Here is a 12,407-nt window from a genome sequence, read left to right as displayed (position 1 = left end):
TCTTTTGGTTATAAATATTTACGCGAGAAAGCAATGCCAAACTCTGATTCCTTAACCGCTACGCTGGCGCGTTTTGCCGGCGAACTCACCCCGGCTGCGATACCGGCGTCGGTGAAAGCCAGGATCGCTCTGCATTTTATCGATAGCCTGGGCTGCGGCGTTGCCGGCTGCGAAGACAGCGTGCTGCGGAAAAGCGCGCGGGTTATTCGTAGCCAGTACGCGACCGGCAAAAGCGCGGTGCTCGACGGTGGAACTCCGCTCTCCGCCAGCGGCGCCGCGTTCCTCAACGCCGCTGCGATAAACGCGCTGGATTATGATGATGGTTTTGAAGTCGCCGGGCGGGGGATGGGGCATCCCGGCGCCACGCTGGTGGCCGGGGCGCTGGCCGCGGTGGGCCAGGGCGGGCCGGTCAGCGGCGGGGCGTTGCTGACCTCTCTGGTGGCGGCCTGGGAAATCAACAGCCGCGTGATTATCTCTCAGCAGCCGAGTCCTGAACGGTTTCAACAAGTGTACGGCGTGTGCCAGCACGAATCGCTGGGGGCGGCGGTGGCGTATGGTTTACTGCGCGGCTGCGATGCCGCGGGGCTGGAAAATAGCCTGGGACTGGCCGCCTCGTTAACCCCTTTGCCCACGTTGCATAAATACAACTGGCAGGCGCGTCCACTGGTTTCGTTTAAGGATTACAACGCGCCGGCGGCAGAGGCCGGCGTACGCGCGGTGGAGCTACACCTCGCGGGGATAGTGGGGCCGCGCGAGATACTCGATGGTGAACAGGGATTCTGGCGGATGTCAGGCTCCGACCGCTTTCAGCCAGAACGGCTGACGGATCATCTGGCGATGCACTGGCAGCTCAGGCACGCCAGTTTCAAAGACTATCCGGTATGTCGCTGGATGCATACGGCGCTGGCGTCGTTTGAGCGTCTGCTGGACCGTATTCCGTCGCCAGAGTCGATTGAGCGGATTCGCGTTTACGGTAGTTTTACCCTGGCGCGTTTTTTCGCCGACGCGCGTCCCGTCAGCAATACCGATGCGCAGTTCAGTCTGCCGCTGGCGATAGCCTGCCTGGCGTTTAAAATCGCGCGTCATCAGTGGAGCAGCGATCGGACGCGCGGCGCGGCGCCACTCCTTGCCTTCGCTGACCGGGTTGAAATCATCGCCGATGAGACCTTTGAACAGCTGATGCTGCAGCATCGCCGTCCCGCCGCGCGCGTGGACATTGTGGTAAAGGGAAGGACGATCGCCGGGGAGCGTATCGACTTCCCGCCGGGGTGTGCAGAAAATCCGCTGCCGGAACAGCGGATCGTTGATAAATGCGTGGCCAACCTGTCATCACGCCTCAGCGCGCCGCGGGCAGCGCGGCTGATTGACGCTCTGCTGGATATGGAACGCTGCGCGGACATTGGCGCGGCAATCTCGCCGCTTCTGTCCGCGCCAGGAGAGTAGTCGCTTATTTCCACTCTTCTTTAATCACCGAGGGCACTTTGCTGATATCCACACCGCGTAGCTTAAGGGCGTCTTCATAAAACTGTTTGCTCTGTCCCGACTGGTAAATTTTGGCAAACTCTTCATTCAGAAAGTTGCGGAAGCGGGGATCGCTCTCTTTGCGCAGCGCGCCACCGGTGCTGATGGCAATAATCGGTTTTGGCAGAATCAGGTTGCCTTTGTGCACTTTTGCCTGCTGCAGAGCCAGCGCCGGGTGAACGTACGAGAGGGCGTCGACGCGTCCGGCGTAGAAGGCTGCGACGCCTTCATCCATATTGGTAAAGCGCACCAGCTGCACTTTGGGTAATTTTTTGGTCAGTATCAGATCCGGGCTGCTGCCGAGCGTGACGCCAATCTTAATATCCGGGCGATTGAGATCTTCCCAGCTCTCGGCCTTCACGCCGTCTCGGATCAGGACCCCCTGCGCATACCAGAGGAAAGGCTGGTCGGAAAAGTCGGCGGCTTTGCGGCGTTCATCGGTGGGGTCCAGCACCAGCATGGTATCAATCTGCCCGGCCTGCAGCGCGGCGACCGCATTTCCCCAGGTGGTCTCCACCGGCACCAGTTTTACGCCTAAATCTTTTGCCAGTACTTTACCCACGTTATAACCAATGCCGTTCCACTGACCGGTGGCTGGATCTTTGAAATACCACGGTTCTCCCTGCGCGACGCCGACGCGCAGTTCGCCCGATTGCTTAATATGATCCCAGGTGGACTCTTCGGCATGGCTGAAAAAAGGCGCGGCGGCGATCGCCAGCGACAACAGCAATTTATGAATTTTTGTTGGCATATTTTTACCCTGATGAGAAAGTCATTTCTGAAAAACAACGTATTACGCGAACACGATAACGGAGTTTGTTATCAGTGCATTATTATTTTTTGGTTTAACTCATGCCCGAATGTTATTTGCTGATACCTAACCGGTTTCGCTTAAATTACGGCGCGTTGCACATATTATTCATAACTTAATGCGCTATTGTTCTAAGGTACTTTATTTCCGTCGCCGAATATAAAAATTCCGACCTGGTGGGAGTCATAGTTTGCCGGGACGTTAAAAATATCACTTCTGACAGCCAGGCTTATAAACGATCGACAATAATTGCCAGACGAGCGCGTCCCGGCCTGAAAATGATATCGCCGCGTCCCTCGCGCAGCGTCAGGCGCTAGAGTGCAGAAGATAAAAGCGGCTCTACCGGGTAAATTTCCCTATCCACGGGCTGCTTGTATCCTGTGACCAGAGTTGTAATAGCATCTCCCTGAACTTTTCCGCCGCAGGGCTCAGCGCCGTTTCTCTGCGCAGCACGAGACCGAGCGTGCGGCGAATAACCGGCTCAACGAGCGGACGGCTGACAAGAATGTGATGCTCATCGGTCGGCATGGCCAGACTGGGGACCACCGCCACGCCAAGCCCGGCCTCTACCATACCCAGCGACGTCGACAGATGCCTGACTTCATAGAACCAGTTGGGCTTCCAGTCCATATTCTCCAGCGCTTGATCGATCAGCGAGCGGTTACCGCTTGAACGTCTAACGCCAATAAGCCTGAAGTTGGCCAGGTCTTCCCATAAGATCAGCGATTTCTGCGCCAATTCGTGGTCCCGTCGGCAGGCTAATACGAAAGGTTCATTGACCAGCGGCGAGAAATCGATATTGGGATGTGTGATGTTTATCATGTTTATGCCGAAATCTGCGTCACCGTTTAAGACGGCTTCAAGACAATCGCTGGCGCTATGCTCGAGGATACGGATACGGATATTGGGGTAGTGATTGTTATAGTCCCTGATGACCGAAGGGAGGAAATAGAACGCCGCGGTGGGGAGGCAGGACAGGGTGACAACGCCGCTTTGATGGGTGGCCATTTCTTTAATACTCAGGATCGAGCTTTCATAAAAATCTATTAAATTCTTTGCCTTAGGTAAAAACTCTCTGCCTACAGCCGTGAGTTTAATGTTTCTGGTTGTCCGTTCAAATAGCGTAGCTCCCAGCTGCTCTTCAAGTTTTTTAATCCGGCGGGTTAACGCCGGTTGAGATGTGTGAAGAAAATGTGATGCTCTTGTGAAACATCCAATTTCTGCAATTTTAACAAACGCTTGTATACCTTGAAGATCGTGCAGCATGAGATTTCACTCCAGACTTTATCGCGATGCAAACACACTAACCTAACCGCTATTTATACGCAAAACGTATTAATGGTTGGTTTTATTGGCATTAGCATTATGTATTCGTCTGTGGAATCCTGACATTGCTCTTATCAATGCGTGAAACGAGAAACATAATGTTAAAGATTCCTTGTGTACTGATGCGTGGCGGTACTTCGAAAGGCCCGGTGCTTCTGGCCAGTGATTTACCGACAAAAATTGAAGAACGCGATGCTGTGCTGCTGGGCTTAATGGGCGCGGGTCACGAACTTGAAATTGATGGTATTGGCGGCGGCAGCCCCCAAACCAGTAAAGTCGCGATTGTTAGCCCCTCGGACAGTCCGGATGCTGACGTCGACTATTTATTTGTTCAGGTGATGGTCAACGAGCGCCGCGTCGATACCACGCCTAACTGCGGTAATATGCTCTGTGCCGTAGGGCCCTTCGCGATTGAAAAAGGCCTGGTTAAGGCGCAAAGTCCGGTGACGACAGTGCGAATCCGCAACCTGAATACCGGTACGCTGGTTGATGCGGAAGTACAAACGCCGAATTTTTATGTCAACTATGAAGGCGATACGCACATTGATGGCGTTCCCGGCTGCGCTGCGCCGATTGGCCTGACTTTCCTTAACTCCGCCGGATGCAAGACGGGAAAGCTGCTGCCAACCGGTAACGTCGTTGATGTGATTGATAATGTGGAAGTCACCTGCATTGATATGGCGATGCCGATGGTGCTGATTAGGGCAGAGCGGATGGGCAAAACGGGAGACGAATCACCGGCCGACCTCGATGCCGATCGCGCGTTTATGAATAAGCTGGAAACGATCCGGCGCAAGGCAGGTGCGAAAATGGGGCTGGGCGATGTCGCCGATAAAGTGATCCCAAAACCGGTTCTGCTGAGCGCGCCCGGCACAGGCGGGACCATCAGAGTTCGTTATTTTATGCCTCATACCTGCCATAAATCACTGGCTATTACGGGCTCTATCGGCATATCCACGGCCACGATAATTGAAGGATCGGTGGCCCATCACATTGTGGCCGACCAGCCGAGGACGCCGTATACCAATATTATTAATATTGAACATCCGAGCGGAAAAATTTCCGTATCTTTACTCAAAGAGGGAGATGATATTGAGAAAACGCGTGCCGCAGTGATTAGAACCTCCCGTAAATTATTTGAAGGCACGGTTTGCGTCCCGGAATATGTTTTAGCGGAGGAATTATAAATATTTTATATCATTAATGCGGTGCAATACTGATGTCCTCTCGCGTGTAGTTGCTACATAACTCTGTACCTAAAAAAATAATGTCGAGGATTTTATGGCTATAACCCATACGAAAGATAATCAGCTTAATTCTGCTCCCGTCAAGGTCAGTAATTATATTCGGATCATCCTGGCCCTGGCGCTATCCGGCCTTGCAGAATTAGCCTCACTCTTTTTTATTCAACCTCTGTTACCCGTTCTCGCCGTCGAATATGATGTGCCGGTGAGTCAGGTGAGTATCATTCTCTCCGCAGAAACGGCGCTTCTGGCTATCGGATTATTATTCACCGGGACGCTGTCCGATCATTACGGCAGGAAAAAATTAATTATCGTTTCGCTGCTACTTGGCGGACTGCTGACGATGCTCTGTCCTCTGGTCGAATCATGGGCGATGCTGGTGGCCCTGCGTGCGGTTATTGGCCTGGCGCTCAGCGGTATCGCTGCTGCCGCAACCGCCTATATCAGCGAGGAGGTCGCGCCGGTGGTGGCGGGGGTGGTCACCGGATACTTCGTCTTTGGTAACTCGATGGGAGGGATGTCCGGGCGTATTGTGGCCAGCCAGCTGATTGACCATATCTCAATAAATACCATTTTCTATGGTTTTGCGATCAGCCTGATTTTGGTGGCTTTGCTGGTTTACTTTTTACTCCCGGCATCTCAGAACTTTAAGCCAACGCAAAACCTCAACGTTCTTCGCGTGGTGAAAGGCGCGGCATCTCACTTTAAAAATAAAAAGCTGGCGTTAGCCTTCGTGATTAGCTTCATCATCTTTGGGGTATTCACCTCTCTCTATAACTACCTGGCTTTCTTCCTGAAAGGCGAACCCTTTCATATTTCTCCGGCGAATGCGGGCCTGCTCTCCTTTAGCTTTGCCTTAAGCTTTTTTACCGCCCCTCAGGCGGGACGACTTTCCGCAAAATACGGCAGTATGAGAGTCCTGCGCGCGCTGTTTGTGATGATGGCGCTGGGAATGCTGCTGACTTTAACGTCTAACGTCGTCACCTTTATTATCGGCGCGGTCATTTTTACCGGTTGTTTCTTTGGTTGCCACTCCATTGGCTTAAGCTGGGTAAGTAAAAATGCAACGCATGCACGTGGCCAGGCCGTCGCGCTGTATCTGTTCTTCTACTACATGGGCGGCTCAGTGATTGGTTTCGTGAACGGCTTTGTTTTCCACTCTATGGGCTGGCAGGGGATGACGGGATTCATTATTGCGCTACTGGCCGTGGGGGCGGTGGTTGCAACGTATTTGTCTTCCAGCGAAACAAAAGCCATGGTTCCGGTTGAGTCTTAACCCCTTCGTGGCGAAGTGAATGACTCACGTCATCTCCAGTGGCGTGAGTAAAGAAATTCAATGTTAGTAAGGTGTCATCATGAAATTAGCAAGCTATGTTCATCATGGTCGTAAGAGTTATGGAATTTTGACGGATACAGGCATTATTGACCTGGGTGGCAAGATTGGTCATCAATATCGTACGCTGAAGGACTTACTGCAGTGGGGCGCTATTGAGATCGCCGGCCAATATGTTAATTATCCGGTCGATGTCATGATGGCTGATATTACTTTTTTACCGGTCATTGAAAATCCAGGGAAAATTTTCTGCGTCGGTATGAACTATGCGGAAAAAAGAAAAGAGTTTTCTGAAACCAGCGATGCACCGACCCTCTTTATTCGTTTTCCTGACTCGCAAACCGGTCATGCAACGCCGATATTAAAACCCGCGCTATCCAATGAATTTGATTATGAAGGTGAGCTGGCCGTTATTATTGGCAAACCGGGTATGAATATCGATACTGACGCTGCCCTGAGCCATGTTGCAGGCTATAGCTGCTATATGGATGGATCGGTGCGCGACTGGCAGCATGCCTGGTTTACCGCCGGGAAAAACTGGCGGCAGACCGGCGCGTTTGGTCCCTGCCTGACAACCGTTGATGAAATACCCGATCCCCACCGCTTGTCTATTCAAACCTATTTGAACGGCATTATGGTTCAGAATGATTCGACGAGCAGTATGATCCATAAAGTTGCCGATCTGATTAGCTATATCAGTACTTTTACGGCGCTCAGCGCCGGCGATGTCATTATTACCGGCTCCCCTGGCGGCGTCGGTAAAAAAAGAACGCCCCCACTCTTTATGCACGAAGGCGATCGGGTCGAGGTGGTAATTGAAAATATTGGGCATCTCATGAATACGATTGTCGAATCAAAACCGCAGCACGAATTGCAGATGTCGTCGTCTCCGCGGGCTCAGACAAGATTATTTGACGCTCATTAAGGTATGGGTAGGAGAAACAAGATGTACACCGACCAAACGCTAGAATTCGAGAAAGTGGAAACTAGCAACGGTACCTTCAGAGACGAAATTATTCTCTTTCTGAAGAACAATGGATTAGGCATCGACGGCGACATTGAGCAATTTGTTGTCGCGCGCTGCCAGCGGCAGCTGGTTGCCTGCGCCGGGCTTGCGGGGAATACGTTAAAATGCATTGCGGTTGCCAGAGAGTGGCGCGGGACGGCGCTAGGCCTGAAGATCATTCATGAAGCGGAGCTGCAGGCTGTTCAGAACGGCGAACATCAGCTTTTTCTCCTGACGTGTCCAGATAATGTGCGGTCGTTCCAGGGATGCGGATTTTATCCTTTGGTCACCCTCGATAACAGGGCGACGCTGATGGAGAATTCGCCGGTTGGCATCCATCGCTACTGCCGCCAACTGCGGGGCCAGCATTTGGTGACGGCCGGAAATATCGGCGGGATTGTGATGAATGCAAATCCCTTTACGTTAGGGCACCAGTATCTGATTGAGCAGGCTGCAAAAGCGTGCGACTGGCTGCATGTCTTTGTCGTTGAGGAAGATCTGTCCACGTTTTCCTTTCGGCAACGGTTTGCCATGGTTCAGGAGGGGTCACGGCATCTGCCTAATATTACGGTCCATCCTGGCTCAAAATATATTATTTCTCGAGGAACATTCCCCGGTTACTTTCTCAAAGAAAAACAAATTATTAACGAGGTGTATGCCGCAATAGATTTGCTTATGTTCCGCCGTTACATTGCACCGGCTTTAAATATTAATCAGCGCTTTGTTGGTACTGAACCCTTCTGTAAGGTGACCGCGCAATATAATGACGCAATGCATCACTGGCTGGAGGATGAGATGACAATACCTGCCGCCAGTATCAAGGTGAATGAGATTCAGCGGATGACCGATATGAATAATCTTCCCATCTCCGCCTCTGCGGTCAGGAAATTGTTAAGTCACGAAGATATGCACACCGTTAAAAGTATGGTGCCTGCAACTACGATGCCTTATTTATATAAATGGTTATCAGCGAATCAATCTAAGCAGCCCGATTTAGATATGGTTGATGCTTAATAAATCATTGTTCAGGATATTTATATGAAAATATTACATGCGGCAATCGCCGGGACGCTGGAATCCAGCGACCTGGTTGTCAAAGTCAGCCCCTACGATGATGGGCTCGATATTACTATCAACAGCGAAGTGTACAAACAATTTGGTGAACAGATTACGGCGGTGGTTAATGAAACACTTTCCGCATTAAACGTTACGCAGGGGCAAATTATTGTTGAGGATAAGGGTGCGCTGGACTGCGTTATCCGCGCCAGAATGCAGGCGGCGATTTTACGGGGAACGGCCAGCAACGAAATTGCGTGGGAAAAATTATGATGAAAAAATTACGCCGTAGCATGCTTTTTTTACCGGGTTCAAGCGCCGCTATGCTTTCAACAGCCTTTATTTATAAACCCGATTCAATCATGTTTGACCTGGAAGATGCGGTCTCGTTGAAAGAGAAAGACAGCGCGCGGCTGCTGGTGTTCCATGCGCTACAGCATCCTATGTATAAAGATATTGAAACCGTTGTCAGGATTAATCCGCTGAATACGCCATTTGGCTTAAAAGACCTGGAAGCGGCGGTGCGCGCCGGCGTCGATGTTATCCGTTTACCCAAAACCGATACGCCGGAAGATATTTACCAGCTTGAGCGTGAAATTGTGCGTATTGAAGAGAGCTGCGGCCGCCCGGTGGGCTCTACGCAGCTGATGGCGGCGATTGAATCGGCGGTGGGGGTCATTAATGCCGTCGCTATCGCCAGGTCCTCTCAACGCCTGATGGGGATTGCGCTGGCGGCGTTTGATTACGTCATGGATATGCAAACGGAACGCGGCGACGGTACCGAGCTGTTTTACGCACGCTGCGCGGTATTACATGCGGCCCGCGGGGCAGGTATTGATGCGTTTGACGTGGTCTATGCCGATATTAATGACGAGGCCGGCTTTTTGAAAGAAGTGGATTTGATTAAACGTATGGGCTTTAACGGTAAGTCGCTTATTAATCCGCGGCAGATAGAGATCTTACATAATGCCTATGCCCCCACTCAGGAAGAAGTTGATTACGCGGAGCGTGTTATTGCCGCGGCCGAAGAAGGGGAGCGTAGCGGACTTGGGGTGATTTCACTGAACGGCAAAATGATTGACGCGCCGATCATCAACCATGCCCGGGTGGTTATTGAACGTAAAAATGCCTCCGGCATCCGGCAATAATCTCCATTCAGTCACCAGCAACAGGATTTAACTATGAATCAATTAACCGAAGCCCTTCATAATATATCCGGCGCCCAGCATCAGTATGAGGTATTTACCGGCGCAAATACCCATACGCCCTATCTTGCGGATACCCGGCAAAAATATCAGCGCAAACTTTTTGACACGCTGGATGAAGTTTTATCGCGCTGCGATTTACGCGATGGGATGACCGTTTCATTTCATCACGCCTTCCGCGAGGGTGATCAAGTGATTAACTACGTTATGGCCAGGCTGGCGGAAAAAGGCCTGCGAGGGCTGACGCTGGCGTCAAGTTCCCTGATGACCTGCAACGCGCCGCTGATCGAGCATATTAAACACGGCGTTATTAGCAAAATCTATACCTCAGGGATGCGCGGTGAATTAGCGGATGCGATTTCACACGGCCTGATGGAGGAGCCGGTACAGATCCACTCGCACGGCGGCAGGGTCAATCTGATTGAAAAGGGTGAAATTAATATTGATGTCGCGTTCCTGGCGGTCTCCTGCTGCGACGAATATGGCAATGCCAGCGGCAGCGGCGGCAAATCCCGATGCGGCTCGCTTGGCTACGCGATGGTCGATGCAAAATATGCCCGCAAGGTGGTTTTGCTGACGGAAAGCATTGAGCCGTTTCCGTATATGCCGGCCAGCATTATTCAGGATCAGGTTGATTATATTGTCAAAATCGACAGCGTAGGCGACCCGGCGAAAATCAGCGTTGGCGCCGCGCGCGTGACCAGCAATCCGCGAGAGCTGATGATCGCGCGGTCTGCTGCGGACGTCATTGAGCATTCCGGTTATTTTCGCGATGGTTTTTCTCTGCAAACGGGATCGGGCGCGGCGTCCACCGCCTGTACGCGATTCCTGGAATCCCGCATGAGGAAACACAATATCGTCGCCAGCTTTGCCTTAGGCGGCATTACCGGCAGTATTGTCGATCTGCATGAAAAGGGGCTGATTACTAAGCTGCTGGATACACAAAGTTTTGATGGCGCGGCGGGGGAGTCGCTGGCGAAAAATCCGCACCACGTTGAAATCTCGACCAGCGTTTACGCCAACCCGGCGGCGAAAGCCGCCTGCTGCGACCGCGTGGATATCGTCATCTTAAGCGCCCTGGAAATTGATACGGATTTTAACGTCAACGTTCTGACCGGCTCCGACGGCGTGATGCGCGGGGCATCGGGCGGACATTGCGATGTCGCGGCGGCGGCAAATTTAACTATCGTGGTCGCGCCCCTGATCCGCAGCCGCATTCCCACCGTCGTCAGGCACGTCACGACCCGCGTAACGCCGGGAGAGAGCATTGACGTGCTCGTCACCGACCACGGCATTGCCGTGAATCCTGCCCGTCCGGAAGTCAAAGAGAGGCTGACGGCGGCCGGTTTGCGGGTCGTTGACATCGAAGCGCTTTATCAGACATCGCTGGTGATTTCTGGCGAGCCCAAACCTATTGAGTTTACCTCGCGCATTGTCGGCGTCGTGCGTTATCGCGATGGCAGCGTCATTGACGTGGTAAGGCAGGTGAAAGAATGATCGGCGAAACAACCAACGCTTCCTGCGCCCCTCTCACCCTTGAGGAAGTCCTCAAAGCCAGAGAAGCGCGCGCGAGTGTACAACAGGCGTGGCTGCGCCGCTTCGAACAACCGATGGTATCCACCACGCTCGTCTGGCCCGGAGAGGTAAAAGATACGCCGCTTGCCCGGCAGGTTATGGCGGAGGCGACGGACGCGTTCAGCCAGCTGCTGCGGAAACATCGCTGGGGCGTTTCCAGACACGACGTTCGTTTTCAGCCCACCGGGCCCGAAGCGTTCTGGTCCGTAGCGGCGCCAGCCTGGATGATCAAGCACGTGACGGCGCATCTTGAAGATCATCATCCTCTCGGGCGTCTGTGGGATATCGATGTCTTTTGTCCCACATCCGGATTAATTAAGCGCAGCGCGATCCGACAGCCGATGCGCAAATGCTTCATTTGCAATGAGGCTGCCCACGTCTGTTCCCGTATGCGCCGCCATTCTCAGAATGAACTTGCGCAAGTGATTGAGGATTTAGCCTATGACTATTTTCGCGGTCAACGCTGAACGGGCTGAGCAACGGGAAAGCATCGCCTGGCTGGCCGCCGAGGCGATGTATCGGGAAGTGAGATTAACGCCAAAGCCCGGGCTGGTTGATGGCGAGAACAATGGCGCGCATCGTGATATGAACATCGCCCTGTTTATGGCCAGTATTCGCGCCGTCTCACCCTGGTTTCCGCGCTTTTTTGCGCAGGGAAAGGCGACGGCGGATTTGCCTGCCCCGCAGACGCTATTGGCGATAAGGCCCACAGGACTGGCCTGCGAACAGGCGATGTTTAACGCCACGGAGGGAGTAAACACCCACAAAGGCGGCATTTTTTCCCTCGGCCTGCTGTGCGCCGCCGCTGGGCGCCTTGTTAAGCGCAACCAGATGCTTAGCCAGCGCAATCTGTGCGAGGAAACCCGCGCGATGTGCGCGGGCCTGGTTAGCCAGGAACTGAAAAGAAAGGGCCTCGCTAAAACCAAAGGCGAGCATATTTTTCAGCGCTTCGGGCTTAGCGGCGCGCGAGGTGAGGCTGAGAACGGCTTTTATACCGTCAGGCAGTTCGGGCTGCCGCAGTGGCAGAAAGCGCGGCGGGAGGGGTTATCTGAGCAGGATGCGTTGCTCAGGATGCTGCTGGCCCTGATGGCCTTCAACCCCGATACCAATGTGGTGTCCCGGGGCGGGCTGAGCGGCCTGCAGTATGTGCAGCGCTATGCGCAACGCGTTCTGAATATAGAACACCTGGCGGGTGAAAAGCTCAGAAAAGCGCTGAGACACATGGATAAGGCGTTGATTGACAGAAATATTAGCCCTGGCGGCAGCGCGGATCTCCTTGCCGTTGGCTGGGTACTTTCCCATTACCCGGCCTGACGGGCGGTACTGAACG

12 protein-coding genes are annotated in these 12,407 nt (G+C 52.9%); 10 read left to right on the top strand and 2 right to left on the bottom strand.

Annotated elements, in window-relative coordinates:
* Positions 1-33 precede the first annotated feature (33 nt).
* Positions 34-1,443: an MmgE/PrpD family protein gene (locus ABLU96_RS05390; RefSeq protein WP_064405563.1), complete on the top strand. Its 1,410-nt coding sequence runs from the start codon at positions 34-36 to the stop codon at positions 1,441-1,443.
* A 4-nt stretch (positions 1,444-1,447) separates the two neighbouring features.
* Here the strand turns inward: ABLU96_RS05390 and ABLU96_RS05385 are convergent, their stop codons facing one another.
* Positions 1,448-2,272 (bottom strand): transporter substrate-binding domain-containing protein, encoded by an 825-nt coding sequence (locus ABLU96_RS05385; protein ID WP_014228723.1) that lies wholly within the window; start codon positions 2,270-2,272, stop codon positions 1,448-1,450.
* A 399-nt stretch (positions 2,273-2,671) separates the two neighbouring features.
* Positions 2,672-3,598 carry a LysR family transcriptional regulator gene (locus tag ABLU96_RS05380; RefSeq protein WP_004131117.1) on the bottom strand — a complete coding sequence of 309 codons (927 nt, stop codon included), beginning with the start codon at positions 3,596-3,598 and terminating at the stop codon, positions 2,672-2,674.
* Positions 3,599-3,756: 158 nt separating this feature from the next.
* On the opposite strand from ABLU96_RS05380, the gene ABLU96_RS05375 reads away from it, so the two are divergent.
* The 9 genes from ABLU96_RS05375 to citG all read left to right on the top strand — a co-directional run bounded on the left by ABLU96_RS05375 (position 3,757) and on the right by citG (position 12,391).
* The gene (locus tag ABLU96_RS05375) at positions 3,757-4,845 is read left to right on the top strand and encodes a 4-oxalomesaconate tautomerase (RefSeq protein ID WP_064405562.1); all 1,089 of its coding nucleotides are present in this window, start codon (positions 3,757-3,759) and stop codon (positions 4,843-4,845) included.
* Positions 4,846-4,939: 94 nt separating this feature from the next.
* Entirely contained in the window at positions 4,940-6,178 is a 1,239-nt protein-coding gene (locus ABLU96_RS05370) for an MFS transporter (protein ID WP_004849622.1), read from the top strand.
* A 79-nt stretch (positions 6,179-6,257) separates the two neighbouring features.
* A complete protein-coding gene (locus tag ABLU96_RS05365) occupies positions 6,258-7,160 on the top strand; it encodes a fumarylacetoacetate hydrolase family protein (RefSeq protein WP_032749698.1) in 903 nt (300 codons plus the stop codon).
* Positions 7,161-7,181: 21 nt separating this feature from the next.
* Complete coding sequence (gene citC / locus ABLU96_RS05360; protein ID WP_014228728.1) at positions 7,182-8,255, top strand: [citrate (pro-3S)-lyase] ligase; 1,074 nt, start codon at positions 7,182-7,184, stop codon at positions 8,253-8,255.
* A gap of 24 nt (positions 8,256-8,279) precedes the next feature.
* A complete protein-coding gene (gene citD / locus ABLU96_RS05355) occupies positions 8,280-8,570 on the top strand; it encodes a citrate lyase acyl carrier protein (protein ID WP_004849626.1) in 291 nt (96 codons plus the stop codon).
* Positions 8,570-9,445 (top strand): citrate (pro-3S)-lyase subunit beta, encoded by an 876-nt coding sequence (citE, locus tag ABLU96_RS05350; RefSeq protein ID WP_014228729.1) that lies wholly within the window; start codon positions 8,570-8,572, stop codon positions 9,443-9,445. The genes citD and citE overlap by 1 nt, the downstream gene beginning before the upstream one ends.
* Positions 9,446-9,478: 33 nt before the next feature.
* Positions 9,479-10,999 (top strand): citrate lyase subunit alpha, encoded by a 1,521-nt coding sequence (citF, locus tag ABLU96_RS05345; RefSeq protein WP_064405560.1) that lies wholly within the window; start codon positions 9,479-9,481, stop codon positions 10,997-10,999.
* Positions 10,996-11,544, top strand: coding sequence for a citrate lyase holo-[acyl-carrier protein] synthase (citX, locus tag ABLU96_RS05340; protein WP_014228731.1), 549 nt, complete (start codon positions 10,996-10,998; stop codon positions 11,542-11,544). Before citF ends, citX begins: the two co-directional genes overlap by 4 nt.
* The gene (gene citG, locus ABLU96_RS05335) at positions 11,519-12,391 is read left to right on the top strand and encodes a triphosphoribosyl-dephospho-CoA synthase CitG (RefSeq protein ID WP_064405557.1); all 873 of its coding nucleotides are present in this window, start codon (positions 11,519-11,521) and stop codon (positions 12,389-12,391) included. The genes citX and citG overlap by 26 nt, the downstream gene beginning before the upstream one ends.
* The last annotated feature ends 16 nt before the right edge of the window (positions 12,392-12,407 follow it).

It is taken from the genome of Klebsiella sp. CN_Kp106 (genome assembly GCF_040064575.1).
Classification (GTDB): domain Bacteria; phylum Pseudomonadota; class Gammaproteobacteria; order Enterobacterales; family Enterobacteriaceae; genus Klebsiella; species Klebsiella michiganensis.
This window is presented reverse-complemented; position numbering and strand designations above follow the sequence as displayed.

Excerpts from the sequence above, each read along its gene's own strand:
- ABLU96_RS05390 (WP_064405563.1), top strand. The coding sequence starts at position 34 with ATGCCAAACTCTGATTCCTTAACCGCTACGCTGGCGCGTTTTGCCGGC.
- ABLU96_RS05385 (WP_014228723.1), bottom strand. The coding sequence starts at position 2,272 with ATGCCAACAAAAATTCATAAATTGCTGTTGTCGCTGGCGATCGCCGCC.
- ABLU96_RS05380 (WP_004131117.1), bottom strand. The coding sequence starts at position 3,598 with ATGCTGCACGATCTTCAAGGTATACAAGCGTTTGTTAAAATTGCAGAA.
- ABLU96_RS05375 (WP_064405562.1), top strand. The coding sequence starts at position 3,757 with ATGTTAAAGATTCCTTGTGTACTGATGCGTGGCGGTACTTCGAAAGGC.
- ABLU96_RS05370 (WP_004849622.1), top strand. The coding sequence starts at position 4,940 with ATGGCTATAACCCATACGAAAGATAATCAGCTTAATTCTGCTCCCGTC.
- ABLU96_RS05365 (WP_032749698.1), top strand. The coding sequence starts at position 6,258 with ATGAAATTAGCAAGCTATGTTCATCATGGTCGTAAGAGTTATGGAATT.
- citC (WP_014228728.1), top strand. The coding sequence starts at position 7,182 with ATGTACACCGACCAAACGCTAGAATTCGAGAAAGTGGAAACTAGCAAC.
- citD (WP_004849626.1), top strand. The coding sequence starts at position 8,280 with ATGAAAATATTACATGCGGCAATCGCCGGGACGCTGGAATCCAGCGAC.
- citE (WP_014228729.1), top strand. The coding sequence starts at position 8,570 with ATGAAAAAATTACGCCGTAGCATGCTTTTTTTACCGGGTTCAAGCGCC.
- citF (WP_064405560.1), top strand. The coding sequence starts at position 9,479 with ATGAATCAATTAACCGAAGCCCTTCATAATATATCCGGCGCCCAGCAT.
- citX (WP_014228731.1), top strand. The coding sequence starts at position 10,996 with ATGATCGGCGAAACAACCAACGCTTCCTGCGCCCCTCTCACCCTTGAG.
- citG (WP_064405557.1), top strand. The coding sequence starts at position 11,519 with ATGACTATTTTCGCGGTCAACGCTGAACGGGCTGAGCAACGGGAAAGC.